Raw genomic sequence first — 24885 nt, forward strand, 5'->3', positions numbered from 1 at the left:
TCATTGGCTCTTTGTTACGGGCCAGGGTTCTTTTGGCCCGGGTTCTTCCCCGTCTTCGGATTTGTGTTGGGCGCTGGGCTCGGTTCTCTCTTTGAGAAGTTCAGCGACGCCCATTTCCAGCGATGAAAGGTAATCCTCGATGCTCCAGGCCACCTTCTGTCCATTTGTGCTCAGCTCAATGCCGCAGATCAGGTCCGGCCCGGTCTCGAAGCGGACCTGAACTTCCGCCGCGAAGGTTTCATTAAGCGCATCGTGTATGGCATTGTGCTGCTCCGCAGGCAGGTCGTAGGCGCTGCGCACCAGTGCGGGGCTTGGACCTGCAAGGGCCTTGGCGAGGGCTTCCTTCGCCTGGCCGTCCAGCTCTCGCAAGCGGCGAATGAACGCCTCGACCAGACGCTCCTCCAAACTCGTCGTGGCAAGATCCGTCAGCGTTTTTCTTGCGATGGCGAATACTTCCTGCCGAGTCCGGCGGCTGATTGCTTGACGTAAACCGTGTGCTTCGTCTCTCAGCGTTTCCTGTCGCCGGGCTCTCAAGGTGTCGGCCGCTTCCCGTGCCTCGTCGAGGAGCCGTTGACGTTCGGTTTTCACCTCGTCCATCGCTTTGTTGAGCAGCGCGGCGCGTTGCCGGTCGAACTCCTCGTTTTTCTGCTGAAACTCGTCGCTCTGTTTCCGGGCTTCGGCCTTTCTCCTGTCGGCGTCCGCGAGTTTGTCGGCGATCCGCTTCTCCCGCTCTTCGATGGCGTGAAGGATGGGCTTGTAAAGAAAGCGTTTCATCAACCACATCAGGACCAGAAAGTTGAGCGTCTGCGCTCCGACCGTGAACCAATCGATGATCATGGTCTTACTTCCCCGCCATTTGGGCGATGGCATAATTCCAGAACGGGTTGGCGAAGATGAGAATCATCGAGACCACGAAACAGTAGATGGCTGTGGATTCGATCATCGCCAGGCCCACGAACAGGGTCCGGGTGATGGTGGCGGAGGCATCGGGCTGCTGTGCCAGTGACGTCAGCGCCGTCGCGACCGCCTTCCCCTCCGCCAGCGCAGGTCCCATGGTGCCGAAACCGGTGGTGATGCCGGCGATGATGATTGATGCCACTGCGATAATAGTCATGCTGTCCATAGGTTCTCCTTTTTTTGGAGGTGTTCATGCTTCACTGTGTTGCCCTGGGTTCAGGCCTGGGTTTGCGAATTCGTATGGCGGCCGCGATGTAAACCGCGGCGAGGATGCTGAAGATGTATGCCTGCACCATGCCGGTGAGCAGCCCCAGCATGGTCATGACGATTGGGAAGAGGAAGGGCGTGATCGTGATCAGGATGGCGATAATCATCGCCCCGCTCATCATGTTGCCGAACAGACGGACGGCCAGGGCCAGCGTGCGCGAAACTTCGCTGATAATGTTGAAGGGCAGCATCATGATCGTCGGTTTCATATAGGACTTGAGATAGTCGCCTAGCCCCTGCTCCTGGATGCCAAAGAACGGCACCGCCACGAACACGCACAGCGCGAGCGCAACTGTGGTCGAAAGTGAACCGGTCGGCGGTTCGTAACCGGGAATGACGGTGCAGAGGCTGGCTGCGGCAACAAAAAGGAAGAGCGTGCCCAGGAAGTCGAGATATTTCCGCGGCTGACTGAGGCCGATCTCTTCAATCTGTTTCTCGATGCCGGTGACGACGATTTCAAGAAGGTTCTGCCAGTGGGTGCGTGTCAGGTCCGTGGAAAGTCTGCGCGTAATGATTTTCGAGCCAATGGCCATTACGAGCATCAGTCCCCACGTGAATGCAATGGTGGCGTTGAGTTTGAGAAAGCCGTATTGCCAGAATATGATTTCATCGGGGCTAAGACGCATGTCCGGCCTCCTGTGCCAGGCAAGCCGGCTTTTCCACCGTTCTGGTGAGCCGCGTCACGACAAGGCGCGCAATGAAAAAACCAAGGAGGCACATCAGCAGCCTGCCCAGATGACCGCCCGCGATAAAATGGAACCCTGTCAGGGTAATGCCCATTCTCAGCAACAGGCTGGCGAAGAACCAAAACGCCGGCCGCTTGGACGAAACGCCTTTCCTGACCGTCCACCAGAGGCCGCCAAAGAACAGCCCGCCGAGCAAAACGCCCGCCGCCAGCGCCAGGACCAGTGTCAAAGTTTCATTCATCATTGTCCTCCTTTCCCATTTCCCTGTTTTCCTTGGCCACCCAATGCCAGGCGTTAAAACAGCCGACCGTGAGCCCGGCCACAATCAGCGCCAGGGTCCAGGAATGGCTTCCCGGATGCCGATGGTCCAGCCAGATGCCGAGCGCCGCGCCGAGCAGCGTTGGAATCACCACCGACCAGCCTACAAGCCCCATCATGCCCAGGCCAAACCAGACGCCCGGCGTGGGGTTGCGCCGCGCCTTGAGCTTGCGCGCCGCCTTTGCGCCGACCTCCCGACTGAACGTGGTGCGGTCATCCTTGCTTTTGATTTCCGGTTTTTCACTCATGATGAAACTCCGCCAGGCGGCGGATGAAACCGCTCTCCATTTTTGCCATCACCGAGCGGACGACCTGCTCGCGTTCGTTGATGTCCAGAAACTCCTGCTCCACCGTTTCGCGCAAAAGCGCCAAGTCCTTGCCTCCGACCGCGTTACGCACAGAGACAAATACGTCAGGCCCCGTCTTGACCAGCCCTCCTTCATCGACGGCTACGTAAACCTCGCCCTCGGCTTCGTTTTCGTAGACCAGAATCCCGGGTGCGAGGGCCGCGACGCAGTCGAGCCGGTGCGGCAAGAGTCCAAGCGACCCTTCGCGGGTCTCTGCGACGATGCGGGAAACGCCGGTTTTCTCGGCAAAGATTCCAAACGGCAGGAGAATTTTAAGGCGCATGAATGTCGGCTGCGGCATCTGGGTCCTCCGGTTCAGTTTGTTGGTGCTGTTCGGATTGTGTTGTGGCCGGGGAACCGTTGGCCGGCTTCAGGTCGGCCTGCGCCGCAGGCTTGGCTGCCGGTTTTCCGGGAGAGGCTTTTTTCTTCACTTCGCCAATCGCTCCGATCATGTAGAGGGCGCTCTCTGGGTAGTCCTTGAACTCATCGCGCAGGATTCGTTCGCAGCCATCGAGCGAGTCATTGAGACTGACGAGTTTTCCCTTGATGCCGCTGAACTGTTCGGTGGCGAAAAAAGGCTGTGTGAGGAACCTCTCCAGCCGTCGGGCGCGGGCGACCACCCTGCGATCCTCCGAAGAAAGTTGCTCCATGCCGAGCATGGCAATGATGTCTTTGAGCTGTTCATATTGCGCGAGCGTCCGCCGGATTTCCTGCGCCAAACCGTAATGCCGTTTTCCGACGATGCCGGGTGTGGCCATCTTGGAGCTGGATTGCAGCAGGTCGACAGCCGGGTAGAGTCCTTCGCTGGCCTGCTTGCGCGAGAGCACGATGGACGCCGAGAGATGCGAAAACGTGTGCACCGCCGCCGGGTCGGTCAAATCGTCCGCCGGCACATACACCGCCTGGATGGATGTGATGGCCCCGGCGTCGGTGTTGGCGATGCGTTCCTCCAGTCGCGACAGCTCGGTGCCCATGGTCGGCTGATAGCCCAGACGCGATGGCATCTGGCCCATCAGGCCGGACACCTCCATGCCGGCCTGGATGAACCGGAAAATATTGTCGATGAGCAGCAGCACGTCGCGATGTTCGTCGTCGCGGAAATATTCGGCCATGGTCATCGCCGCATGGCCTACGCGAAACCGGCTACCCGGCGGTTCGTTCATCTGTCCGAACATCATCACCATGTTCGGCAGTACGCCGGCCTCCTTCATCTCCCGGTACAGTTCCTCGCCTTCGCGACAGCGCTCGCCGATGCCGCAAAAAATGCTCACACCCTCGTGGTGCCCGATCATGTTGTGAATCATTTCGGTCAGCAGTACCGTCTTGCCCACACCCGCCCCGCCGAACAGGCCCGCCTTGCCACCGCGCTCGATTGGCACGAGTACATCGATGACCTTGATCCCGGTCTCGAAAATCTCGGATTTGGTGGAACGCCGGGCCAGCACCGGCGGGGCACGATGAACTGTGCGCCATTGGATATCCGTCGGCGGCGCCTGGCGGTCGATGGCGTTTCCGAAAACGTCGAACATTCGCGAAAGAATTCCCTTGCCGACCGGAGTTTTCAACGGCCCCCCCGTGTCTTCCACCGCGACCCCGCGGGCAAGACCCTGGGTGGGTGTCAGCGCGATGCCACGCACGCGATGTGCGTCCAGCTGAGCCAGAACCTCAATGGAAATTTTCCCCTCATGCGCATGCAGAAGTGAGTAGATGGGGGGCAAATGGGCATCGAAACGTATGTCTACGACACTGCCACGCACAGAGACCACTACGCCGCTGTTCGCATGGCCGGTATGAACACTCATACGGAAGCTCCTTTAGTTTCCCATGACGCGGAGTCCATTGGGAACCGCCCGTCGACCCAATCACGGAACCTGGACACGTCGGTCTCCGAAATTCCTTTCAAGCCGTCATGTTCGGCAGACACGCCTGTGAATGTGGTTTTCCCTCCTTCGCGCACAAGGCAGGTTCGGATTCAAGCATTTCGCGCACGCGCGTTATTTGCGTGTTTATCCTCGTGCGGTCATGCTTGGCCTCAAGGGTGCGCCCGGCCAGTTCGGCGATCCATTGAACCTGATCGAGAAGAGCCCGCCTGCGCTGTGGGGTGGTCGTTAAACCGGCAAGAGTCAAAATGGCGTCGATCATCCGGGACATGATGACGAAATTGCCTGAGGCATTGCCTCGAATCTGGTCGAAGGATTCGGTCAGCAGACTTTCAAAGCCGGGGCCCCTTGCAATCACGCGCAGCCGTTCTTCCCCGTAGCGGTACAACGACGTGATTCGCCGGGGCGCCAGACGGGCCAGGATCACCGTCAGATAGTCCACGCACATCACGGCTGTTGTTGTGTCGTTGATGCCGGGGGAGAGTGCTTTCAAGGCCACATCCACGATCTGTCTGATGCCGAAGGCAGCGTCCTGCTCCACCGTGCGGTGGCGACTGATGGTGAACGTTGCCTGCAGGGCGGCAACCGTCTCCTGGTCCAGCGGGTCCCGCAGAGCGAGCGAGACCAGCGCGGTGTCCCGGACAACGAACTCGCCGATGCCGCGCTCCATCCGCACGATGGTGTCCATGTCCTGCGCCACGCGCATGAGCGCGTCGTTATCCACGATCTGGATGTAGCCGCTCTTCCCGGCCAGGACGGTGCGCCAGCTCCTTTCAGCCAGAAGATCCGGCGACGGGTCGTCAATGCTGTCGGCAGGTTCTTGTCCGGGGTTTTCCGGGAAAAGCCGCTCTATGGCCTGGACAGTTTCGCTGGCGACGGAAGCGATGATATTGGACGCCTGGATCGAAGAGGCGATGTAATGAATGAAGAACATGAGGGCGCCCACTCCTCCGAGCGCCAGCACAAAACCAAAGAACACCGCCAGGCTTGGAACAAATGCTCCCTCATCGCCGCCGCGAATGGTGCGCAACACGATCAGGCTGTAGGTGAAAATGCCGGCGAAGATGCCAAGTACGACCTGCGTAACGCGGCTGCGCATGAAGTTCCGCAGGATTCGCGAGGAATACTGGCTCGATGCCAGCGCCAGCACCACAAGGATCATGGAGAACGTGACTCCCACCACGGTCATCATGGAACCGGCAATCGTGGACATCATCCCGCGTGCGCCTTCCACACCGGCCCCGAACAGGCGTGGCCACCGGGCCAGCCACAGGTCGCTGCCGGCTGAGTCCGCTTCGACCAACGCTACCGCCAGGGCTATGCTGAATACGACAATGAGCGAAGGCACAAACCAAAAGCTCGACCGCAGATTGCTCCAAAGTTGCCTTAATTTATTCATGAGTCAGATCCCACTTCCCGTTACGGATTTTTGTCATGTTGAATGGCATGATGATGGAGTTGCTGTTAAAAGTATCTTGAGTTTTTTCACACCCTCATATTTTTTAAATATTTGCGATGTAATGACATGAGCAATAAGTGTTCCTGTGAATTATATTATTTTGTTTTAATGAATAAGCTAAATTAATTATTAAATTTTTTGAAATGGAAATATTGTGCATTAAATCCGTTTGTTTGATCCGCGATATGTTCTGTATCCGCAATATATCACAGCCGTTCAGGACAAGCGTCGCTTTTGTCGTTTTATCCTGAGGGAAAACCACTGCCCGGTTCAGAGCTGGAAATGGAGTGGTGCCAGGGTGGGCCGGATCATCTTGCGGAGCACGGCAGCCAAAAGGAGTTTCCTGTCAGCCTGGTCTCGATGGGGACGGAATTTTTGCGGCTTGTGCATCATGTTGAACTGGGCTCCGCGGTCCCCCCCCATACGCTGAAAAGCCCGGCATGAATCGGGCTTTTCAACGTGCAAACGTTCTTGGCGGCCGCCGCCGGGGGCTGCGGACCGCTTGATCCTACTTCTTGACCACCATGACCGAGCACGGGGCATGTGAAACAACCTTGCTTGAAACGCTGCCGATGAGGAAGCGTTCCACCGCGCCCGCTCCCTTGTTGCCGATGACTATGAGGTCGATTCCGTTTTTCTCGGCATACTCGACAATAGCATCTGCCGGGGAAGCACTCTCTTGTGCGATGACGTTTACCTTAGCGTCGGCAGCTTGAGCCTGGTCCTTGATCCGCTGTATGGTTTCCTGGACGCCTTGGCGGATTTTATCCAGAAAATTTCCCGAAACTTCTCCAAGATACAGATTGTTGAAAGGAGCAGTGGAAATGGTCAGGGCCGTGAGTTCCGCATCTTCCTTGGCCGCAATTTCCATTGCTTTCTTGAGCACCAGAGTTGCGTAGGTCGATTGATCGAGAGCCACCAGAATCTTCATTTTTTCATCCTCCTTTTATACGGGTTTCTTTAGTCCTCCATGCAAGGAAATATCACATCTTTTGTAGCAAGCGGTGAAAAGGCGAATTGGAGCGGGTTGAACTGCCGGGTGTTGAACAGGCGATGTTTATTGAAAACATAACTCTCCCCTCGATCTTTGGCAACGTTTGGGTAAAACCGAACCGCTTCGAAACGATTGTTCAGGAAATCAGCGGGCTGGGATGCATCGAGGCGGGCGGTAACTGCGTAAAAGGCCCGGAAAATCCGGGCCTTTTACGCAGTTAGAGGGGTTGGTTGACAGGGTGCTTGATGAAGGTCCCTTCGTGGTATTCTTTGAAGGCCAGTTCGAGTTCGGCCTTGGTGTTCATGACGATGGGTCCGCGCCAGGCGATGGGTTCGCCCAAAGGGCGGCCGCTGATCAGCAGGAAGCGGATGCCTTCCGGGCCCGCTTCGACGGCCAGCGAGTCTCCGGGGCCGAAGAGGACCAGGTCGCGGTTGGCCACCGCTTGGCCCTCCACCGCGCCCGCGCCTTCGATGACGTAGATGAAGGCGGTGTGGTTATCGGGCAGGGTGTGGGTGAAACCGGTTTCGGCGGGGACGTCGCAATCCAGATACCTCGGCTGGATGACAATATCGTCCATGGGGCCGTGCACGCCCTCGACCTGTCCGGCAATGACCTTGATCCGCGTGCCGTCGGCAAGAGTCGTTTGTGGGATCTGCGCAGCGGTCAGTCCACGGTAGCGTGGGGCCATCATTTTTTCGGCAGCCGGCAGATTGGCCCAGAGTTGAAAGCCGTGCATGGAACCGTTCGGGTCGCCCTTCGGCATCTCTTGATGGACAATGCCGGAGCCTGCGGTCATCCATTGCACGTCGCCGCTGGAGATGATTCCCGTATTGCCCAGACTGTCGTCGTGCTCGACATCTCCCTTGATGACATAGGTGATGGTCTCGATGCCGCGGTGCGGATGCCAGGGGAAACCGCGTTTGAAATCCTCGGGTTTGTCGGACCTGAAATCGTCGAATAAAAGGAATGGATCGAATTCAGGGGCCTCGTAGTAACCGAAAATCCGCCGCAGCTTCACGCCCGCTCCTTCGGTCACGGGTTCGCCCTTATATATGGCCTTGATCGCTCGTCGCATGGTCGCTCCTGGTAATGGCGTTTCCGCGTGTCGCGCCGGTTCGAATAAACGCCTGCTTCGCACGGATTGTCATGAGGGTCAGTTTCTGCGTGGTCCTGGAACCTGGAATATTTTTATTTCGGTCTTGTCTGGCTGCTTGGTGACCAGATATTTGTGTCTGTTCACCGCCCGTTCGGTCAAAAGCAGCATGATGTCCGGCAGGTCCGACTGGGCGTGCATGCGGTTGAACCCCTCGTCGTCCCGCAGTCTCTTGGTAACTTTATAGCCTTGCTTTCCTTTTGGATCGAGAACCACGTCCCCGGGTTGCACCTCGACCTGATCCCCGATTGCCCTGGTCAGGAAGTCAAAGATGGTGCGTTCGTAAAATTTTTTCACGTCTTCCGTAGACTCGGCCGCGTCGATCTGGCTGCGGTAATGCGGCTCCACTTCACGTTGCTGCGCTTTGAAAGACAATTGTCGTGTCATGCTGACCTCCATTAAAAAGTGAAAGAACCGGTTTGAAAAACTGCCTTAACCAGGTTCACGCAAGGGTATTCGCAAAAAAGAGGAGGATATTCGGGGAGTCTGTGCATGGTGGTGAAAATTCAATTTACTGGTTTATTCAAACCATAGCTCGCAGGTGAATATTTGGCAATGCCGGGCCGAAATGAGTTACAAACTCTGCTCTTTCGGTTGGTTAGGGGCCTGATCCGCAGAGCTTGCTTCGCGGATCAGACGGTGTACGCGGTTTCGATGACTGTCTGGAAAGCCGCACGGGAACAGCCGGATGAAGCCGGCAGCGATGCCCGCAGGCCTGGCTGGTTGCGTGAAAGCCCAAAAAAACATAGATTATTGTTATGTCGGATTTCAGCCACATACGTTCAATTTCGCTTTAGCCAATGGACAAATTATGGAATATTCAAAAATTTATAGATTTTTCGTGTTCTTTTTCGGAGCATTTTTCATTGTTTCAGGAATTGCTTCTGCAAGCGAGCATGTGTTGCCTCCGTTGGAAGCGCAAAAACTGATTGAAGCGAACAAGGATAATCCACAGTTCATCATTATTGATTTACGGACAAAAGCTGAATTTGATGATGCTCATATCGAAGGCGCAAAACTTGTTCCTTATTATGCAACGAATTTTAAAAGAATAATTTCTCAAATGGATAGAGAATCAAAAATTCTTCTTTATTGTCAAAAAGGCAGGCAAAGCCCACTTGCTTTGAAAGCTTTGGAAAAGTTGCGATTTTCGGATATGTATATTTTGGATGGTGGGTTTGACGAGTGGATCAATGCGGGGCTGCCGACAGCGTATACTTCTTTTTGAATTGGATATTTTAAATATTTTTAAATATATATAAATACGTTACTGCACAAAAAACGTCATCTTCTTATTCAAGAGGATGACGTTTTTTTGTGCAGTAATCTTATCTTGTTCAGCGGTCCGTTGTCGTCATGGTCTTGAGGTGCGTCGGCTGTCTGACTGAGCCAGGCATCGTTTGTTGAATCGTTGCCTGATGTGCTGTTCGGGTTTTCCGCACTGCACGCAACGATTCAACTCTACGAGGCCGGAGAAGGAGTTCCGGCGTAACTCAAGACCATGGCGACAACGGACCTTGAGGCGCCGAGCACGTGGTTTGGAAAACGCAAAGATTAAAACACAAAACTTAAAACATTAAAACCTATTACAATAACTGCCCTTGAAAGTCTGACTGGTCGTGTAGTTGTCGTATTCAGTCCGTCAGGGGAAAGGGAAGATCCGGCACGGCCCATTGCTTGGGCGCGTTCGTGAACGGGCAGGTGAAGGCCAGGCTTCTGGCCACAAGCTGCAGCTCCTGCACCTGTCTGGTGCCGCGACCGTAGCGCGGGTCGCCCATGACGGGATGTCCCAGGCCGTTCAGGTGGCGGCGGATCTGGTGTTTGCGGCCTGTGTCGATGCGGGCGAGGAGCAGGGTCATGTCGGAGGCGGGGTCGCTTTGGACAACATGAAAGCGAGAACGCGCCTCTTTGCCATCCAGGGGCTCGTTAACCTCGATGTCGGTCCAGTCCGGAATGCCGCGCACGATGGCCGCATATTCCTTGACTACCGCGCCTTGGCGAAAAAGTTCCCCCAGTTTGGCGGCTGCCTTGCCGTCGTGGGCCAGGAGCATGATCCCGCGTGCTTCGCGGTCCAGGCGGTGGACCGGGTGCAGCTCGTTTCTGGAGCCGAGCTTGGCCTGGGCCAGACGGGGCAGGGTGCAGTGGTCCGCGAAACGCGTGCCCTGGGACAGGACTGCGGCAGGCTTGTTCCAGACGGAATAGTGCTTGGCCTTGGCAATGAGTTCCGGCTGGGCCGGAACCAGGGCCAGCAGGGCGGGATCGTAATTGATCTCCAGGCGTTCGCCGGGTTTGACTTCCGCGGAGGCCCGCCGCAGCCGGGACGTCGAGCGTCCGGGGCGGGACCACCACACGCCGCCCTTGGCCATGCAGTCCTTGATGCGGGCCTTGGGCAGCCCGGTCAGGCGTGCCAGGGTGTCGCAGGCCGGGGCGGCTTCTTCGACGGTGAAGGTGCTGGAAAAAGTTTCGGGTGTTGTGTGCATCAGGGTTTCCCGAATCCGGGTCCGAACCTGTCGACGTGCAGTTCCCCGCCCGTGGCCCAGTTTTCGCGTTCGAATTCATGTAATTGGATGGAGACAATGTCTGGCGGAAGATCCAGGGTTTCGGACACTGCCCGGGTGACTTCGGCCACGAGTTTGCGTTTTTGTTCGATGCTGCGGCCCTTGGCCATGCGGATGCTGATAATGGGCATGTTATTTTTTCGCCGGCAGGTAGGGCAGGTAATCCTCGCGCACGGGGGAGAATACCTCGATGGCCAGGCAGGTTTCGTGGATGACCGCGCCGTGCTCGACTCCCGGGGCGATGCACCAGCTGTCGCCTGGGCCGAAATGGTGCTCCTGGGTGCCTATTGTCATGGTCATATGCCCAGAGACCAGATATCCGGTCTGTTCGTGCATGTGCGAATGGACCGGGAGGAATGAGTGCTCTTTGAGTTCGAAACGGGCCATGAGGGTCTTGTCTCCATGGACCAGGGTGCTGACACTGATGCCCGGGATGAGCTCGTGCCAGGCGGTATCATCGTTCTTGGTGATCATATGGGTGCTCCTTTGGTGCTCGTGACGCATGTGTGTATCCGATCGATTATGACTTGACAAACGTTCAGTGCGTGGGGCAGTGCTTTTCTTCATGAATACTACGGCCAGCAGCGTTTCCCTTCTTTGGTGGCGGCATGAAATACATGCCGTGGGATGCGTCTTGGCCTGAAATCCGTCAAAGGATAAGCAAAATACCAACCGCGGCAGTGCAGACTGACCGCGGTTTTTTTTTATTCGAACCCCAAGGAGACTCCTCATGACCATGCCCACAGCCGACGGTTTTTTTGGCACCTACGGTGGACAGTTCGTCCCCGAACCGATCAAGGACATCCTGAACGAACTGGCCGAGGCCTTTGAGCGTTACCGCAATGATCCGGATTTCATCAAGGAATACGAATACTACCAGAAGCAGTTCACGGGCCGTCCCAATCCGCTCTACTTCTGCGCCAACCTGACCAGCCGCTGCGGCGGGGCCAAGATCTACCTCAAACGCGAGGACCTGAACCACCTCGGCGCGCACAAGGTCAACAACACCATCGGCCAGATTCTGCTGGCAAAACGTATGGGCAAGAAGAAGATCATCGCCGAGACCGGCGCGGGGCAGCACGGCGTGGCCACGGCGGCCACCGCCGCGCTCATGGGCATGGAGTGCACCATCCACATGGGCGCGGTGGATGTGGAGCGCCAGAAGCTCAACGTCTTCCGCATGCAGATGATGGGGGCCAGGGTCGTGCCCGCCGAGAGCGGCCAGAAGACCCTGAAGGAGGCCGTGGACGAGGCGCTGATGTCCTGGGTTCAGGATGCCCAGAATACCTACTATCTGCTCGGCTCCGCCGTGGGTCCGCATCCGTACCCGCTCATGGTGCGGGAGTTCCAGTCCATCGTCGGTCGGGAAGCCAAGGCCCAGATCCTGGAGGCCGAAGGGCGCCTGCCCGATTACTGCATCGCCTGCGTGGGCGGCGGTTCCAACGCTATGGGTCTTTTTTCCGAGTTCATTCCGCACAAGGAAGTGCGGCTTGTCGGCGTGGAACCCGCAGGCCGGGGACTGGGATACGGGGAGCACGCGGCCACGTTGTGTCTGGGCGAACCGGGCGTCATGCACGGCTTCAACTCATACATGCTCAAAGACGAAACGGGCGAGCCCGCCGAAGTCTATTCCATCTCCGCCGGGCTCGACTACCCCAGCGTCGGCCCCGAACACGCTCACTTGAAGGACCTGGGCCGCGCCGAATACGTGCACGCCAGCGACAAGGAAGCCCTGGACGCTTTCTTCCTGCTCTCACGCACCGAAGGCATCATCCCGGCCCTGGAATCATCCCACGCTCTGGCCCACGCCCTGCGCATCGCACCGACGCTCTCCGCGGACACGATCATCATCGTCAACCTGTCGGGACGCGGCGACAAGGATGTGGATCAGATCGAGCGCATGGTTGAAAGCGGCGAAATCGTGCCTCCGGTCCTTTAGAATACAGCGGCCCGGTCGATTACCCGACCGGGCCGTAAGTCCATACATTCGCGCGGGTGTTCCCCGCCTGGTGCTCAGCCCACCAGCCCCAAGGGCACGCCGACTTCGGCCTGGGTCAGGGTGTCGGCCAGACCGAGTTTGTCCAGTTCCTTTCTGAAAGCATCCACGTTCTGCTCCAGGGCCGGGAACGTGCCCCAGTGCATGGGCAAAACCTTCTTGCACCGCAGCATCATGGCCGCCAGGGCCGCCTGGGCCGGGTCCATGGTGAACACGCCGCCGATGGGCAGAAGGGCCAGGTCGATCTTGTAGAGTTTGCCCCACAGGGCCATGGACGAGAAGACTCCCGTGTCCCCGGCGTGGTAAACCGTGTATCCGTCCTCCAGACGGATGATGTACCCCACGGGCACGCCCGACTCGCAGGAGTGGTGGGCCTGGGTCATGGTCACGCTGATGCCTTCGTGGGAAACTGTGCCTCCGATGTTGAAGCCGATGCCGTTCAAGATCTGGCTGCCCGGCAGCCCCTGGGCCTTGAGCTTGGCGGCCAGTTCCACGATGCAGCCCAGGGTTGCGCCGGTGCGTTTGCAGATATCCAGCGCCTGGCCCACATGATCATCGTGATCGTGGGTGACCAGGATCAGGTCGGCCTCGATGTTCGCCGCCGCGGCCTTGGCTGAAGGGTTGCCGTCGAACCAGGGATCGACGAGAATGGTTTTTTGATTGGATGTGATGGCGAAGGCCGAGTGGCCGTGCCAGGTCAGTGTGTTCATGCTGTCTCCTTCAAGTGTGTTCGCCCGCAAGGGCGATGTGCAGTTCTTCGAGAATGCCGCCTGTTGTCAGCAGCAGGCTTTCGGCCTCCTGACGCAGGTTTTCGGGGCTCGCGCCGGCGCGGGCCGATTCCTCCACTTTTTTGGCCGCGAGGCCTTCCTCGGTCAAGCCCATATTCAGTAGCACGCCTTTTATGCCGTGGGCATGGTGCATGAGTTTGTCCGCTGCGGCGGCTTCCAGGCAACTTTTAAGGCCCTGTTCGTGCGTGGTCAGGGTCTCGGCCAAGCTGTGGATGAGCGGCATGGCTTCTTCGCGGTCAAGTTCGTACTGGGCGCTCAACGCGGCCAGCATGCGCTCGACGTAGCCGGTTGCGCCGGACGCTGGTGCCGCCTGCTGTCCGGAAAACGTCGGGATCGGATCTGACGGCGTTTCGGGCTGGTCCGGGTTTTTCTCCGGCTCGGGGGGAGAGTCGAGGGTGTCGCTGAAGCGGCTCAGCACCGCGTGCACTTCCTCCAGACGCAAGGGCTTGGTCAGGTAGCCGTCCATGCCGATGCCCAGACAACGTTCCTTGTCTTCGAGCAGGGCGTGAGCGGTCATGGCCACTATGGGTGTGTAGGTGCCGTGTACCTTTTCGCGTACGGCCCTGACCAGAAAACTGTCGTCCATGTCCGTGGGCGCGGGCAGGCCCTGTTCGCAGGCGCGGATGATGCCCGTGGCCGTGAATCCGTCCATGACCGGCATCTGCAGGTCCATGAAAATGAGGTCGTAGGCGCGTCTGCTGATCATGGTCAGCACGTCCAGGCCGTCGCTGGCCTCGTGCACCGTGTGTCCCATCTTGCCGAGCAGCAGTCCGGCCAGCTCCCTGTTGGTGGACACGTCGTCGACCAGCAGAATTTCAAGCGGGCGCAGCCGGGGCAGACTCCGCTCCGTGGGTTGATTGTCCGGCAGGTGCAGGCGCAGGCCGAAAACCCGGGCCAGGGCGCGCAGCAATTCGTCCTGGAGCAGGGGTTTGGTCAGCACGGCCTTGACCTGTCCCGCGCCGGAAGTGATCGACGTGTCGCCAAGCTGGGTCAGCACGATGCTCGGGAGCTCATGCAGGGCTCCGCCCGAAAGCATGAGTTCCATGCAGGCAAAATCTCCGAAATCCGTGTCCATGATCGCAAGGTCGACGTTTTTTCCGTCACGGCCCATGCATTCCATGCAGTCCGCGTCCTCGGTGTCGAGACCCCAGAAGGCGAGCAGTTCCTTGACCTGGGTCCGGATCAGCGGGTTGTTGGCCACGACCAGCACCGTGGCCGCGTGGTCGAAGATCTGGGCATGGGCCGTGTCCGGTAATGAAACCTGGCCCAGGCGTGCGTGAAATTCAAAGGCGCTGCCTTGTCCGGGAGTGCTCTGGACGAAGATGTCGCCGCCCATGAGCTGCACCAGCTTGCGCGAGATGGAAAGCCCAAGGCCCGTTCCGCCGTAAACTCGGGTGGAGGAGCTGTCCACCTGGGTGAAGTCCTCGAAGATGGTCCCGAGCTTGTCCGCCGGAATGCCGATGCCGGTGTCCTCGATGCGAAAGCGGACCACGCAGTCGTCGCCCGCTTTCGGCTCCACCTGACAGGAACAGCAGACATGGCCGGAGGGAGTGAACTTGAGGGCGTTGCCGAGCAGGTTCATGAGCACCTGGCGCAGGCGGATGGGGTCGCCCTGCATGTGTCGGGGCATGTCCGGAGGCAGGCGACAGATCAGTTCCAGCCCTTTTTCGGCGGCCGTGAGCCCGAGGGTGCTTACAGTTCTCTCGACCTCGGCGCGCAGGTCGAAGGGGCGTACTTCCAGTGCGAACTGGCCGGCCTCGATTTTGGAAAGATCAAGGACCCCGTTGATGAGATTGAGCAGGGACTCGGAGGCGTTCTTGACGATGGTCAAGGCGCGGTGCTGCTCCGGCGTGACTTTTGTGTTCAAGACGACGTCGGTCATGCCGATGATGGCGTTCATGGGGGTGCGGATTTCATGGCTGAAGTTGGCCAGAAATTGCGATTTCATCCGGCTTGCGGACTCGGCCTGCTGCTTGGCCCTGTCCAGTTCCGCGACCAATTGCGTCAGTCCGGCCGCGTCTTCGTGCTGAAGATTCAGGGCAAGACCTCGTTCATCAAGACGGCTTTTGAGTTCGCGAAGCTCTTTTCGGCACGCGCGGAGTTCAGATTCAAGATCGTGTGCGCTGGATTTTTGGCGAATGCTCATGAAATTCGGGTTCCCCTTGATGGGTCGTTCGGGAGGTGCTTTGTTCCGCTTGTCGGATTTTGCCACGGGTGCGCCGCGAGATGTTATTTTTCAGGTACCAGAATTCGTGTCCGTGTCCAAGCGGCCCCTGCTTGCCGTTCCGGGAGGGGAGACGTGCCGGGTGCCGGAGCCTCCCAGGAGAACGTGCGGCCGTGATGGTGAAAATTATGGCATGGAATTGATTTTCTTTTTCTTCTTTCTTGGGTAGTGTCGGTGTTGTCAAATGCGGACGTTTTAAAATGATGGATGTTTGCCGGCCATGAAGAGATCAATCCGTTTTTTCTGTCTGTTATGTATTCTTTTCGCATCCTTTCCACTGGGGCATCTTTTTGCCGCAGAGCATTCGGTGAGTGTCCACCGTGTCGCCGCAGGGGATAGCATCCGTCAGCTATTGCTGAAATACGGCTGCATCACCTCCATGGGCGAGTACGCGAAGGTCCGGGATGTTTTTGCGAGGCTCAATCCCGGAATTTCTCATTCCGCGCTCCTGGCTGCGGGAGGCGATGTCTCCGTGCCCGTGTTCGTGAAAAATTCGGGCACGACCTGTCTCTCTTTCGCGGAACAGCGCATCGTGCGCGTGGAATTCGAGTCCCTGGCCTCCGCCGAGCGGGTGCGCATCTATCTGGACGGTCCCGTGCTGCCCGACGTGTTCACGTTGAAGACAGCCCTTCCGGTCCGGCTGGTGTGCGACTTCGACGGCGTCCTGCCCATGGCCGACCTGCCCAGAGAAATCCTCTGTGAGGGTCGCATGGTGCAGAAAATCAGAGTCGGGCACGAAGACAAACCGTTCAAGCGCGCCAGGATCGTGCTTGATGTCGTTGAACCCCTGATCGGCCGCATCGAGCAGGAATTTTTTGAACAGGAAAGCCTTTTTACGATAACGGTTTTTGAAGAGTCTCCTAAATGAGGTTTTGATTCCGCGCCGCGAAACCCCTCAAGCATTTTGTCCGGCGCTTCTTCATAAGGATAATCTCATGTACGTCGCAGTCCCACCTCTGGAGATAGAAACCCGCTCCCTGGCCATTATCGACGCAGAGGTCCCGGAACCTCGGCCTTTTGCAGGGGAGCAGTGGGTTGTCGCCCGGCGGATGATCCATACCTCTGCGGATTTCGATCTGCTCTCGCACATCCGCTTTCACCCTGACGCCATCCAGGCCGGCAAAAGCGCATTACTGGCCGGAGCCGACATCGTGACCGACACCCGCATGGCCCTGTCCGGCATTCCGGTCCGGCGGCTTGAGCCGCTTGGGTGTCGCGTGCGGTGCCTGATCGATGATCCCGCCGTGGCCAAAAGGGCTAAAAGCGAAGGCGTGACCCGCGCCTGGGCCGCAGTGGACGAAGCCATGGCGCATGGCGGGGCGGACATCTTTGTCATCGGCAATGCGCCGACGGCCCTTTATCGCCTCCTGGACTGGATGGAGCGAGGAGCCCGTCCGCCCAAACTCATCGTCGGCATGCCTGTCGGTTTCGTGAATGCGGCGGAATCCAAGGAACTGCTCCTGGCCCAAGACGCCATCCCCTACATCACCATCGCCGGGCGCAAGGGCGGCTCAAGCCTCGCGGCCTGCGTGATCAACGCCCTGCTCAAACTGGCGCGGGAGAAGTCGGGCGTCTGAGGCAAGATGGTCTGAGCATGACAAACCAAAGCCCCCGCATGAACAATCACGCGGGGGCTTTTTCGCATCGAATTTGAAGAAGCGTCGAATTTGAAGAAGGGGAAGATTTTGCTATTTGTGGAAAACGGTCCGCTGTCGGCAGGGTCTTGAGACCCGTCGGAACTCCTTCTCCGGCCTCGTAGAGTTGAATCGTTGCGTGCCGGGCGGAAAATCCGGGTGATCCGTCAGGCAACGATTCAACAAACGATGCCTGGCTCAGTCAGACAGCCGACAGTTCTCAAGACCCTGCCGACAGCGGACCTTGAGGTGCTGAGTAGGTGACGAGGAAAGGCAAATCCGAAATTGAGAACCTAAAACTTCAGTTTCCTAAACTTCTTCAACAATAGTCAGCTTCATGTCGAGCACTATATCCTTGATTCTGTCCTCAAATCCCCGCATGTGGCCTGAGCGCAGGTGACTTTCCAGCGCCCTGCGGCTGGTCCATTTTTCCAGCACCGTGACCCGGTCCGGGTCGAGGGGCTGGAAATGCAGCCCCATGTCCACGTCCCGGGCCGGGAAGTAATCGACGCAACCGGGTTCCTGACGGACCAGGACGGCCAGATCGCGGAATTCCCGCAGGAAGACAGGAGCGGTGCCGGGTCTGAGGGTGACATGGGCCACGACATGGATCATTTGGCCCCCTTTGTCGCGCCGGCCCCGCTCAACAGATAGACGCCGAATATGACGGCCACGCTGCCGGTCAGGAAGCAGAAAAGGCCGACCCCCGCCTTGAGCAGAAAGAGGGGCATGTAAAGGTTGCGGTAGAGCAGGGATTGCGCAGGGTCGTCCGGATCGACCAGCGCGGCCACGGGCCGCTTTTCCTCCTGCGCCGCACGCAGGGACAGGTGCAGGTCCTTTTGCGGACATTCATCTCCGATGCATGAGAATTGTCCCTCAAAGGCGCGTCCTTCGAACTCGTAGCGGTAGTCGACCAGGGTCTGGTTGCCCAGCGCCTGGTCCTCGCTGGAAAAATGATCCACGGAAACGAGTTCGACAGTGATCGGCGTCCATGATGCGGCGGCCTGATGAACCAGGGCGCTTTGTCCGGCATCCAGCAGGAAGCGGGTGCCGAGGATGACAAAAGGGATGCCCAGCACGAGCAGAATCATTTTGCGCAAGGTGGAAAACATGCACTAATCCTGCGGGTCGAAGCCGATTTTGCGGATCGCCTCTTTGACCTGGTCGAGATTGATCTCGGGCGCGGCGTCGAAGCTGGCCTGGCCGGGGGTGAGGGTCACGGTGATGTTCGAGATGCCGGGCGTTGCCTCAAGCAGCCTGGTCACGGAACCCGTGCAGTGGGCGCATGACATTCCTGAAATTTTGATAACTGGCATGGGTGCCTCCTTTTTTTGCGACCATGGCCGAAAGAGTCGTGGAAGGCAACGTTTGCAGACACTGGACAGAACGGTGCGTTCTGGGACAAGTGATACGGAAAACATCTAACAAGGGCATGTCATGCTTTTTCGCAATTCGAAATTACGACTGAACCGCCGGAGCTTAAGCTCGTCCGTGGCGGATGAATATTGGAAACGGTATCGCATCAAATTGAAAGACAAGGCCGCCGTGGCGGGCATCGCACAAGCCGGAGATCTTGTGGTCCGCACCCTGAACATGATCGGCGTCCACATTGCTCCCGGAATCACGACCGATGCACTGAACACCCTGGTCCACGACTTCACTCTGGAACATGGGGCAGTGCCTGCCCCCCTCGGCTATCGGGGATTTCCGAAGAGCACGTGCGTATCCGTCAACGACGAGATCTGCCACGGCATCCCCGGCCCGCGCGAGCTGCGCGAGGGCGACATCGTCAACGTCGACGTGACCAGCATCAAGGACGGCTGGTTCGCCGACGCCAACCGCACGTTTTTCGTCGGCGAGGTCTCGCCCGAGGCCAGAAGGCTGGTGGACGTGACGGCGCAGTGTCTGGCCCGCGGCATCGCGGCCGTGCGTCCGGGGGCGACCCTTGGCGACGTGGGCCATGCCGTTCAGAGCCATGCCGAGGAGGCCGGGTATTCCGTGGTGCGTGAACTCGTCGGCCACGGGGTGGGGCACGCCTTTCACGAACAGCCCCAGGTCAACCACACCGGGCGTCCCGGCCTTGGCATCGTGCTGGTGCCGGGCATGGTCTTCACCATCGAGCCCATGATCAACCAGGGCGGCCTGGCCATCCGGCGGCTCGATGACGACTGGACCGTGGTCACGGCCGACGGCTCCCTTTCGGCCCAGTTCGAGCAGACCGTGCTGGTCACCGAGAAAGGGGTGCGTAGTCTGACTCCGTATCCGCTCTGATTTCACGTTATTTTCGGTAAGACGAAAGGAAGACCCGCGCCTACGGATGGCCGTGAGCGCGGGTCTTTGTTTTTAGAGAGGCCGGGAAGCCGTCTTCCCGGCCAGCCGATGGAGGAGGGCCTTCTGGACTAGGCCTTGCTTCTGGAAGTCGAGCCGAAGAGCTTGGCGAACATGGCCTTGCGGTTCATGAGCCCAGGCGTGGTGGCTGCGGCCACCGCAAAGTCGTGAAACTTCTGCGGTGCCATCTGGTAGAGGTAGATGACCCTGGTCGAATCGGCGTCGCCCAACACCGCGTCAGGGAATTTCTTCTGCACCTCGGCCAGACGTTTTTCAGCCAAAGCCAACATCTCGTCCCGATCTCCGAAGTTCATTGTTCCGGTCGGGCAGGCCTGCACGCAGGCGGGTTTGAGGCCGTTCTGCACACGGTCAAGGCACATTGTGCACTTGGTCATGACCTTGGTGGCCGCATCCTGACGCGGAATGTTGTAGGGGCAGGCTTCGCGGATTTCATCGAAATCAGGCAAATCCTTGGTTTTTTCAGTGAAGGTGATGGCGCCGGTGACCTCGTCCTGCAGAATGGCCGTGTCGTCATAGGCATCGGCGGTCATTTTGCAGGGGGGTTCGGTGCAATGCCGGCACTGTTCCGGAAAGAAGAGCCAGGCGGCCATGAAGCCCTTGTCGTCGGCAACTTCTTTCATGTGCACGGTTTTATAGGTGATGGCCGAAACATCCATGGGGTTCTGGTGCGACCCATGGTTTCTGGTCTGCTCGGCCGGGAGTTTGTTCCACTGCTTGCATGCGATCTGACAACCGCGGCAGGCCGTACATTTGGTCAGATCGACGAAGAATGATTTTCCTGACATATTGGCTCCTTACGCTTTCTTCACGTTGACCATGAAGGCCTTGGTTTCCGGGATGCCGGTGTTCGGATCGCCGACAGCAGGAGTCAGCAGGTTGGCCGCATCCCCGCCGTCCTTGGGCCAGACCCAACCGTAGTGCCAGGGGATACCCACGACATGGACAGGGTTGCCCATGACGTCAAAAGGCTTCAAGCGCTTGGTGACGATGGCGATGGCCCAGAGCTGTCCGCGCGGATTCTCCAGAATGACCTTTTCGCCGTTCTTGATCCCTTTGAGTTCAGCCAGTTCCTCGCTCATTTCGCAGAACATCTGCGGCTGGGCTTCCGTCAGCCAGGGCAGCCAGCGGGTCAGTACGCCCGTCTGCCAGTGCTCGGTGACCCGGTACGAGGTGCACACGAACGGGAAGCGCGGGTCGCAGGTGGTGCGCTTGTGAGCGTCTTCGGCAAACATGAGGGCCGTGGGGCTGTTGAGCTGCGTGGAGAAGGGATGCTCGGTGACCGGACATTCCAGGGGTTCGTAGTATTCGGGCAACGGACCGTCGTTGAGGCCCGGGCCATAGATCTGTCCCACGCCATGCTTCTGCATGATGAAGGGATACTTGGCGCCTGCGTCTCCGCCGCCATCGACCACGTCGATGAGCCACTTCTTGTTCGCGCCGTCCCATGCCAGGACAGGCTTCTGCGGTGCCCAGGGTTTGCCGGTCATGTCGACGGAAGCCCTGTTGTAGATGATGCGGCGGTTGACCGGCCAGGACCAGGTCCATCCGGGGAAGAGGCCGATATTGGCCTGTTCCGGGGTCTGGGTCTTGTCGCGGCGTTCGGACATGTTGCCCTTGTCGGTGTAGGAGGCGGTGTAGATCCAGTTACCGGCGCAGGTCGAGCCGTCGGCCTGCAGCATCACGAAGCTCGGAACCTGGCTGCCCGCTTTGTACACGGTTTCCTTGCCGTCAGCGCCCTTGATGGTCGTGTCTTTCAGGAAGTAACCGTTGATGAGCTTTGCGACCTTGTGCGGATCGAAAACGTGTCCATCGCCCCAATCGTCGACGTTGAGGCCGAGGACCGGATCGGGGAACGCGCCCTTTTCCTTCTCGTACAGCTCGCGGATTTTGAGCGCCAGTTCATAGATGATGTCGCCGTCGGGCTTGGACTCGCCCATGGGCTTGGGACCGGCGTAGCGCCACTGCATCCAGCGGCCGGAGTTGGAGATGGAGCCTTCCTTTTCTACCGAGACCGAGCAGGGCAGGAAGAAGACTTCGGTCTTGATCTTCTTGGGATCAACGCCCGGGCCCTTCCAGAAGGAACCAGTCTCGTTCTCGAACAAGTTGACGTTGACCATCCAGTCCAGCTTGGACAGGGCTTCGCGGGTCTTGTTGGAGTCCGCGCCACTGGCGGCGGGGTTCATGCCCCAGGCGAAGAAGCCCTTGAACTGGCCTTTGAGCATCTTATCGAAGAGTACCAGCCAGGAGGCATTCTGTCCTACATCGAGCTTGGGCATCCAGGTGTAGGCGGTGGGCAGGTCGGCTTCCTTGTAGAAGGACTTGAGCAGGCTGGCTAAGTACTTGGGTTTGTGCTGCCACCAGTTGACGCTCTTGGGGTCCTTGCTGACCGGAGTGTTGGCCTTGTTGTAGTCTTCCAGGGTCGCCCAGTTGGCACGCGGGGTGGCCATGTAACCGGGGATGATGTGGAAGAGCAGGGCCTGGTCGGTGGAGCCCTGGACGTTGGATTCGCCGCGCAGCGCGTTCACGCCGCCGCCGGCCACGCCCATGTTGCCCAGCAGCAGCTGGATGATGCTCATGGCGCGTATGTTCTGCACGCCGACGGTGTGCTGGGTCCAGCCCATGGCATACAGGATGGTGCCTGCCTTGTCCGGTTTGCCCGTGGCGGTGTACGCCTTGTAGAAGGCCAGCAGCTGGTCTTCGGGAGAACCGGAGATGGCGGAAACTTTCTTGGAGTCGTAACGCTCGTAGTGTTTTTTCAGGATCTGATACACGCAGCGGGGATCTTTCAAGGTCATGTCCCGCTTGGGCACGCCGTTCTCGTCCATTTCAAAGTCCCAGGACTTCTTGTCGTACTTGCGTCCAGCCTCGTCGAAGCCGGAGAACAGGCCGTCCTTGAAGCTGAAATCCTTGGAAACGAGAAAAGAGGCGTTGGTATAGTGGAGAACGTATTCCTTCTGAGTCAGGTCATTGTCCAGAATGTACTTGATCATGCCGCCCAGGACACCGATGTCGGAGCCCGACCGCAGGGGAACGTACATGTCCGACTTGGAGGAGGTGCGGGTGTAACGCGGGTCGACGTGAATGACCGTCGCGCCTGCTTCCTGCGCCCTGGTGACCCATTTCCAACAGATGGGGTGGTTTTCGGCAGCGTTGCTGCCCATTATCAAAATGCAATCACTGTTCTTGAAGTCGATCCAGTGGTTGGTCATCGCGCCGCGTCCGAACGACTCTGCCAGAGCCGCAACAGTTGCGCTGTGTCAAATACGGGCCTGATGCTCTATGTACGTTAGCCCCAGACTGCGCAGGAAGGCCTGGTAGATCCAGCATTCCTCGTTGTCCATGGCGGCCGAGCCGACGGAGGCCAGGCCTTCGGTGCGGTTGACGACTTCGCCCTTGGCGTTCTTTTCGGTGAAGGATTCGTCACGGACTTTCTTGACGCGCTTGGCGATCTCCGTGATGGCCCAATCCCAGCTCTTTTCTTCCCACTTGTCGCTGCCGGGTGCACGGTACTGCACCTTGGTGATGCGCTGGGGATTTTCCGCCAGCTGGTAAATGGCCGCGCCTTTGGCACAGAGGGCGCCTTCGTTGATGGGATGATCCGGGTCGCCTTCGATGTTTATGGCGCGCCCTGTTTTCTCGTCGGTGGTGACGATGAGTCCGCAGCCTACCGAACAGTAGCAGCAGACCGAGGTGGTTTCCTTGCCTTTGCGCAAGCTCAAAAGCTGAGCATGGGCCTTGGTCGGCGCCAGGTCAAACCCGAGGCCCCCGAAGGCCGTGACCGCTGTCGCAGCGGCCGTGAGTTTGACGAATTCTCTTCTTCCCAGTTTCATGCAGTTCCTCCTGACAATGTTTCTGGTGTTTACCTACCACGAATTTCCCGGCCGAGGCGCAATTGCAGCCACCGGCCCGAAGGGAGAACGGAATCGAACCTCAGAGGTGCCACGGGCCGGGCTACCCTGCTTCCAATTATCCTCACGCGGACGCGTCTGGTCAGAACCGGACGAAGGTCAAAACCAAGTCCGGAAAAGGGCAGCATGGACTGCGTCCGGGAAGGTTTTGATTCCTGCGTGAAAGATGTGGATACTTTCGATGCGTTTTCCGATTTTTTCATGTTTATGCATATGCATGAAAAAAAGAAGCATGTGCAAGAAGATTCTTAATCCTCAAAGTCCGGCACCATGGCGCAGAGATATTCGGCCAGGATGGAGAATATATCATCGTTCTTGTGATTGTAGCGGAATTCCAATTCCTTGATGTAAAGCGGGAAGTTTCTGGGAGAGATGCCTTTCAAACGTCTGAACCAGTCCTTGGAGAAGGACCAGAATCCCTTGGAGGAATCTATGAACAGTCCTTTGTCGGCGTGGCGGATGTTGTAGATTGCGGACAGATGACTGCCACCGACCAGCAGCGCCGCGTACTGCTTGAAGCGGTCCGTGTAGATGATTTTGCCCAGACTGGCGGTCTTCAGATGAAAGTTCATCTTGAAATGGATGATGCTGTCCCCGTCAAGTTCGGGAATGAGGTCGGCGAATACGTGCGGGCCGCGTTCCACGATGCCGAAAACGGGCATGCGGCCACCGGTCTTCGTGCTCATGTCCAAATGGAATTTTCCGGATTTCGAGAAATCAAGGCCCTCGATGGAGCGGATGATCAGGCGTGCGTCCAGGGAATGCGCCAGGATGGCCATGCGCAGGGTGGTCGCCGCCTTGTAGGCGGTGTTGTAGGTGATGCCGAGCTGTTCCGCCATGCGGCCCGTGGGCACCTCCAGTTCGAAGAGTTTGATGAGGCGCAGCCATTGCTGGGCGGAAAGATTGCCGTTGTTTATGAAGCGCTGGCTGAAGTCGTGAAAGGTGTACGAACAGCGGGAGCAACGCCGCTTGCCGTCCCGCAAGGAATAGAGTTTGCGGCTGCGGCATTTGGGGCAAAATCGTTGATGGTTTTTCCAGCAAAATTGCAACATAAACTTTTTTGCTGAATTTTCATTTTTTACTATATTTTCAAAATCTTGAAAATTCATTTATGAAAAATCCTGTGCAAAATTGTGGGTAATAACGATTATGTGCTTTTTGACGGATATCTTATTTAGACAAGATATGTTTGGATTAGATTCTGTCACAAAAGACATAACGCCTCGTGATCACAAGGAGGAAACTCATGGTTTTGCACAGAATACAGCCCTTGCTCCGCGAGAGCAAGCCTCGGAGTTTCAGTGGCGCATGCTGTTTTTTTTAGCTAATCAAGATCCGAGCATATAACGATTTCCCCAAGGAGGCTG

General features: G+C 58.0%; 28 protein-coding genes. 6 read left to right on the forward strand and 22 right to left on the reverse strand.

All coding sequences use genetic code 11. The features are described 5' to 3' along the window. The 9 genes from DBAC_RS04815 to DBAC_RS04855 all read right to left on the reverse strand — a co-directional run bounded on the left by DBAC_RS04815 (position 1) and on the right by DBAC_RS04855 (position 6845). Positions 1-837: a F0F1 ATP synthase subunit delta gene (locus tag DBAC_RS04815; protein ID WP_015773161.1), complete on the reverse strand. Its 837-nt coding sequence runs from the start codon at positions 835-837 to the stop codon at positions 1-3. Positions 838-841: 4 nt separating this feature from the next. Further along, positions 842-1123, reverse strand: a complete 282-nt coding sequence (locus tag DBAC_RS04820; RefSeq protein WP_015773162.1) for a F0F1 ATP synthase subunit C — start codon at positions 1121-1123, stop codon at positions 842-844. A gap of 31 nt (positions 1124-1154) precedes the next feature. Then, on the reverse strand, positions 1155-1850 hold the full coding sequence (locus tag DBAC_RS04825; protein ID WP_015773163.1) for a F0F1 ATP synthase subunit A: 696 nt from the start codon (positions 1848-1850) through the stop codon (positions 1155-1157). Beyond that, complete coding sequence (locus tag DBAC_RS04830; protein ID WP_218915590.1) at positions 1840-2154, reverse strand: ATP synthase subunit I; 315 nt, start codon at positions 2152-2154, stop codon at positions 1840-1842. The genes DBAC_RS04825 and DBAC_RS04830 overlap by 11 nt, the downstream gene beginning before the upstream one ends. Continuing rightward, positions 2144-2476 carry an AtpZ/AtpI family protein gene (locus DBAC_RS04835; protein ID WP_015773165.1) on the reverse strand — a complete coding sequence of 111 codons (333 nt, stop codon included), beginning with the start codon at positions 2474-2476 and terminating at the stop codon, positions 2144-2146. Before DBAC_RS04835 ends, DBAC_RS04830 begins: the two co-directional genes overlap by 11 nt. Further along, entirely contained in the window at positions 2469-2876 is a 408-nt protein-coding gene (locus DBAC_RS04840) for a F0F1 ATP synthase subunit epsilon (protein ID WP_015773166.1), read from the reverse strand. Before DBAC_RS04840 ends, DBAC_RS04835 begins: the two co-directional genes overlap by 8 nt. Beyond that, positions 2848-4377 (reverse strand): F0F1 ATP synthase subunit beta, encoded by a 1530-nt coding sequence (gene atpD / locus DBAC_RS04845; RefSeq protein ID WP_015773167.1) that lies wholly within the window; start codon positions 4375-4377, stop codon positions 2848-2850. The genes DBAC_RS04840 and atpD overlap by 29 nt, the downstream gene beginning before the upstream one ends. A 97-nt stretch (positions 4378-4474) precedes the next feature. Continuing rightward, positions 4475-5854 (reverse strand): DUF2254 domain-containing protein, encoded by a 1380-nt coding sequence (locus DBAC_RS04850; RefSeq protein WP_015773168.1) that lies wholly within the window; start codon positions 5852-5854, stop codon positions 4475-4477. Positions 5855-6422: 568 nt separating this feature from the next. Next, the gene (locus DBAC_RS04855) at positions 6423-6845 is read right to left on the reverse strand and encodes a universal stress protein (protein WP_015773169.1); all 423 of its coding nucleotides are present in this window, start codon (positions 6843-6845) and stop codon (positions 6423-6425) included. 86 nt (positions 6846-6931) lie between these two features. On the opposite strand from DBAC_RS04855, the gene DBAC_RS18725 reads away from it, so the two are divergent. Next, a complete protein-coding gene (locus DBAC_RS18725) occupies positions 6932-7129 on the forward strand; it encodes a hypothetical protein (protein WP_143890798.1) in 198 nt (65 codons plus the stop codon). On the opposite strand, the gene DBAC_RS04860 is transcribed toward DBAC_RS18725, so the two are convergent. Together DBAC_RS04860 and DBAC_RS04865 are read right to left on the reverse strand one after the other, a co-directional pair. Further along, the gene (locus DBAC_RS04860; protein WP_015773170.1) at positions 7126-7983 is read right to left on the reverse strand and encodes a pirin family protein; all 858 of its coding nucleotides are present in this window, start codon (positions 7981-7983) and stop codon (positions 7126-7128) included. The genes DBAC_RS18725 and DBAC_RS04860 overlap by 4 nt on opposite strands. A gap of 78 nt (positions 7984-8061) precedes the next feature. Continuing rightward, the gene (locus DBAC_RS04865; protein ID WP_015773171.1) at positions 8062-8448 is read right to left on the reverse strand and encodes a hypothetical protein; all 387 of its coding nucleotides are present in this window, start codon (positions 8446-8448) and stop codon (positions 8062-8064) included. Positions 8449-8749: 301 nt separating this feature from the next. Here DBAC_RS04865 and DBAC_RS17670 point away from each other — a divergent pair, with 301 nt between their 5' ends. Further along, the gene (locus DBAC_RS17670) at positions 8750-9289 is read left to right on the forward strand and encodes a rhodanese-like domain-containing protein (RefSeq protein WP_015773172.1); all 540 of its coding nucleotides are present in this window, start codon (positions 8750-8752) and stop codon (positions 9287-9289) included. Positions 9290-9695: 406 nt separating this feature from the next. Here DBAC_RS17670 and DBAC_RS04875 read toward each other — a convergent pair whose 3' ends face one another. Genes DBAC_RS04875 through DBAC_RS04885 form a run of 3 tightly spaced genes read right to left on the reverse strand, consistent with a single transcriptional unit; the run spans position 9696 to position 11093 of the window. Next, the gene (locus tag DBAC_RS04875; protein ID WP_015773173.1) at positions 9696-10541 is read right to left on the reverse strand and encodes an RluA family pseudouridine synthase; all 846 of its coding nucleotides are present in this window, start codon (positions 10539-10541) and stop codon (positions 9696-9698) included. Next, a complete protein-coding gene (locus DBAC_RS04880) occupies positions 10541-10750 on the reverse strand; it encodes a 2-hydroxymuconate tautomerase family protein (protein WP_015773174.1) in 210 nt (69 codons plus the stop codon). Before DBAC_RS04880 ends, DBAC_RS04875 begins: the two co-directional genes overlap by 1 nt. Position 10751: 1 nt before the next feature. Further along, complete coding sequence (locus DBAC_RS04885) at positions 10752-11093, reverse strand: cupin domain-containing protein (protein WP_015773175.1); 342 nt, start codon at positions 11091-11093, stop codon at positions 10752-10754. Positions 11094-11349: 256 nt separating this feature from the next. Between DBAC_RS04885 and trpB the strand changes: the two genes are divergently transcribed. After that, the gene (gene trpB / locus DBAC_RS04890) at positions 11350-12558 is read left to right on the forward strand and encodes a tryptophan synthase subunit beta (protein WP_015773176.1); all 1209 of its coding nucleotides are present in this window, start codon (positions 11350-11352) and stop codon (positions 12556-12558) included. A 74-nt stretch (positions 12559-12632) separates the two neighbouring features. On the opposite strand, the gene DBAC_RS04895 is transcribed toward trpB, so the two are convergent. Together DBAC_RS04895 and DBAC_RS04900 are read right to left on the reverse strand one after the other, a co-directional pair. Beyond that, positions 12633-13325 (reverse strand): metal-dependent hydrolase, encoded by a 693-nt coding sequence (locus DBAC_RS04895; protein ID WP_015773177.1) that lies wholly within the window; start codon positions 13323-13325, stop codon positions 12633-12635. Between the two features lie 10 nt (positions 13326-13335). Continuing rightward, positions 13336-15549, reverse strand: a complete 2214-nt coding sequence (locus DBAC_RS04900) for an ATP-binding protein (RefSeq protein ID WP_015773178.1) — start codon at positions 15547-15549, stop codon at positions 13336-13338. 298 nt (positions 15550-15847) lie between these two features. On the opposite strand from DBAC_RS04900, the gene DBAC_RS04910 reads away from it, so the two are divergent. After that, the gene (locus DBAC_RS04910) at positions 15848-16495 is read left to right on the forward strand and encodes an AMIN domain-containing protein (RefSeq protein ID WP_015773179.1); all 648 of its coding nucleotides are present in this window, start codon (positions 15848-15850) and stop codon (positions 16493-16495) included. Positions 16496-16562: 67 nt separating this feature from the next. Then, positions 16563-17204 (forward strand): precorrin-8X methylmutase, encoded by a 642-nt coding sequence (locus DBAC_RS04915; protein ID WP_015773180.1) that lies wholly within the window; start codon positions 16563-16565, stop codon positions 17202-17204. Between the two features lie 366 nt (positions 17205-17570). Here DBAC_RS04915 and DBAC_RS04920 read toward each other — a convergent pair whose 3' ends face one another. From DBAC_RS04920 to DBAC_RS04930, 3 genes are read right to left on the reverse strand one after another with little or no spacing between them, the layout of a single operon-like run. Beyond that, the gene (locus tag DBAC_RS04920) at positions 17571-17876 is read right to left on the reverse strand and encodes a putative quinol monooxygenase (protein WP_015773181.1); all 306 of its coding nucleotides are present in this window, start codon (positions 17874-17876) and stop codon (positions 17571-17573) included. After that, a complete protein-coding gene (locus DBAC_RS04925; protein ID WP_015773182.1) occupies positions 17873-18373 on the reverse strand; it encodes a DUF3592 domain-containing protein in 501 nt (166 codons plus the stop codon). Before DBAC_RS04925 ends, DBAC_RS04920 begins: the two co-directional genes overlap by 4 nt. Before the next feature lie 3 nt (positions 18374-18376). Beyond that, positions 18377-18577, reverse strand: a complete 201-nt coding sequence (locus DBAC_RS04930; protein ID WP_015773183.1) for a heavy-metal-associated domain-containing protein — start codon at positions 18575-18577, stop codon at positions 18377-18379. A 121-nt stretch (positions 18578-18698) separates the two neighbouring features. On the opposite strand from DBAC_RS04930, the gene map reads away from it, so the two are divergent. Beyond that, complete coding sequence (gene map / locus DBAC_RS04935; RefSeq protein ID WP_015773184.1) at positions 18699-19532, forward strand: type I methionyl aminopeptidase; 834 nt, start codon at positions 18699-18701, stop codon at positions 19530-19532. Between the two features lie 128 nt (positions 19533-19660). On the opposite strand, the gene DBAC_RS04940 is transcribed toward map, so the two are convergent. From DBAC_RS04940 to DBAC_RS04955, 3 genes are all read right to left on the reverse strand, one after another. Next, positions 19661-20395 carry a 4Fe-4S dicluster domain-containing protein gene (locus DBAC_RS04940; RefSeq protein ID WP_015773185.1) on the reverse strand — a complete coding sequence of 245 codons (735 nt, stop codon included), beginning with the start codon at positions 20393-20395 and terminating at the stop codon, positions 19661-19663. Positions 20396-20404: 9 nt separating this feature from the next. Next, entirely contained in the window at positions 20405-23440 is a 3036-nt protein-coding gene (gene fdnG / locus DBAC_RS04945) for a formate dehydrogenase-N subunit alpha (protein ID WP_015773186.1), read from the reverse strand. A 326-nt stretch (positions 23441-23766) separates the two neighbouring features. Further along, on the reverse strand, positions 23767-24627 hold the full coding sequence (locus DBAC_RS04955) for a transposase (RefSeq protein WP_015773188.1): 861 nt from the start codon (positions 24625-24627) through the stop codon (positions 23767-23769). Positions 24628-24885 lie beyond the last annotated feature (258 nt).

Source organism: Desulfomicrobium baculatum DSM 4028, from assembly GCF_000023225.1.
GTDB classification, from domain to species: domain Bacteria; phylum Desulfobacterota; class Desulfovibrionia; order Desulfovibrionales; family Desulfomicrobiaceae; genus Desulfomicrobium; species Desulfomicrobium baculatum.

Bases quoted from the DNA above. Each gene is read 5' to 3' on its own strand.
- DBAC_RS04895 (WP_015773177.1), bottom strand. From the start codon at position 13,325: ATGAACACACTGACCTGGCACGGCCACTCGGCCTTCGCCATCACATCC.
- DBAC_RS04865 (WP_015773171.1), bottom strand. From the start codon at position 8,448: ATGACACGACAATTGTCTTTCAAAGCGCAGCAACGTGAAGTGGAGCCG.
- trpB (WP_015773176.1), top strand. From the start codon at position 11,350: ATGACCATGCCCACAGCCGACGGTTTTTTTGGCACCTACGGTGGACAG.
- DBAC_RS04875 (WP_015773173.1), bottom strand. From the start codon at position 10,541: ATGCACACAACACCCGAAACTTTTTCCAGCACCTTCACCGTCGAAGAA.
- DBAC_RS04880 (WP_015773174.1), bottom strand. From the start codon at position 10,750: ATGCCCATTATCAGCATCCGCATGGCCAAGGGCCGCAGCATCGAACAA.
- DBAC_RS04840 (WP_015773166.1), bottom strand. From the start codon at position 2,876: ATGCCGCAGCCGACATTCATGCGCCTTAAAATTCTCCTGCCGTTTGGA.
- DBAC_RS04940 (WP_015773185.1), bottom strand. From the start codon at position 20,395: ATGTCAGGAAAATCATTCTTCGTCGATCTGACCAAATGTACGGCCTGC.
- atpD (WP_015773167.1), bottom strand. From the start codon at position 4,377: ATGAGTGTTCATACCGGCCATGCGAACAGCGGCGTAGTGGTCTCTGTG.
- DBAC_RS17670 (WP_015773172.1), top strand. From the start codon at position 8,750: ATGAAGCCGGCAGCGATGCCCGCAGGCCTGGCTGGTTGCGTGAAAGCC.
- DBAC_RS04850 (WP_015773168.1), bottom strand. From the start codon at position 5,854: ATGAATAAATTAAGGCAACTTTGGAGCAATCTGCGGTCGAGCTTTTGG.
- map (WP_015773184.1), top strand. From the start codon at position 18,699: ATGCTTTTTCGCAATTCGAAATTACGACTGAACCGCCGGAGCTTAAGC.
- DBAC_RS04955 (WP_015773188.1), bottom strand. From the start codon at position 24,627: ATGAATTTTCAAGATTTTGAAAATATAGTAAAAAATGAAAATTCAGCA.
- DBAC_RS04830 (WP_218915590.1), bottom strand. From the start codon at position 2,154: ATGATGAATGAAACTTTGACACTGGTCCTGGCGCTGGCGGCGGGCGTT.
- DBAC_RS04925 (WP_015773182.1), bottom strand. From the start codon at position 18,373: ATGTTTTCCACCTTGCGCAAAATGATTCTGCTCGTGCTGGGCATCCCT.
- DBAC_RS04910 (WP_015773179.1), top strand. From the start codon at position 15,848: ATGAAGAGATCAATCCGTTTTTTCTGTCTGTTATGTATTCTTTTCGCA.
- DBAC_RS04885 (WP_015773175.1), bottom strand. From the start codon at position 11,093: ATGATCACCAAGAACGATGATACCGCCTGGCACGAGCTCATCCCGGGC.
- DBAC_RS04855 (WP_015773169.1), bottom strand. From the start codon at position 6,845: ATGAAGATTCTGGTGGCTCTCGATCAATCGACCTACGCAACTCTGGTG.
- DBAC_RS04915 (WP_015773180.1), top strand. From the start codon at position 16,563: ATGTACGTCGCAGTCCCACCTCTGGAGATAGAAACCCGCTCCCTGGCC.
- DBAC_RS04860 (WP_015773170.1), bottom strand. From the start codon at position 7,983: ATGCGACGAGCGATCAAGGCCATATATAAGGGCGAACCCGTGACCGAA.
- DBAC_RS04835 (WP_015773165.1), bottom strand. From the start codon at position 2,476: ATGAGTGAAAAACCGGAAATCAAAAGCAAGGATGACCGCACCACGTTC.
- DBAC_RS04820 (WP_015773162.1), bottom strand. From the start codon at position 1,123: ATGGACAGCATGACTATTATCGCAGTGGCATCAATCATCATCGCCGGC.
- DBAC_RS04900 (WP_015773178.1), bottom strand. From the start codon at position 15,549: ATGAGCATTCGCCAAAAATCCAGCGCACACGATCTTGAATCTGAACTC.
- DBAC_RS04815 (WP_015773161.1), bottom strand. From the start codon at position 837: ATGATCATCGATTGGTTCACGGTCGGAGCGCAGACGCTCAACTTTCTG.
- DBAC_RS04825 (WP_015773163.1), bottom strand. From the start codon at position 1,850: ATGCGTCTTAGCCCCGATGAAATCATATTCTGGCAATACGGCTTTCTC.
- DBAC_RS04930 (WP_015773183.1), bottom strand. From the start codon at position 18,577: ATGCCAGTTATCAAAATTTCAGGAATGTCATGCGCCCACTGCACGGGT.
- DBAC_RS04920 (WP_015773181.1), bottom strand. From the start codon at position 17,876: ATGATCCATGTCGTGGCCCATGTCACCCTCAGACCCGGCACCGCTCCT.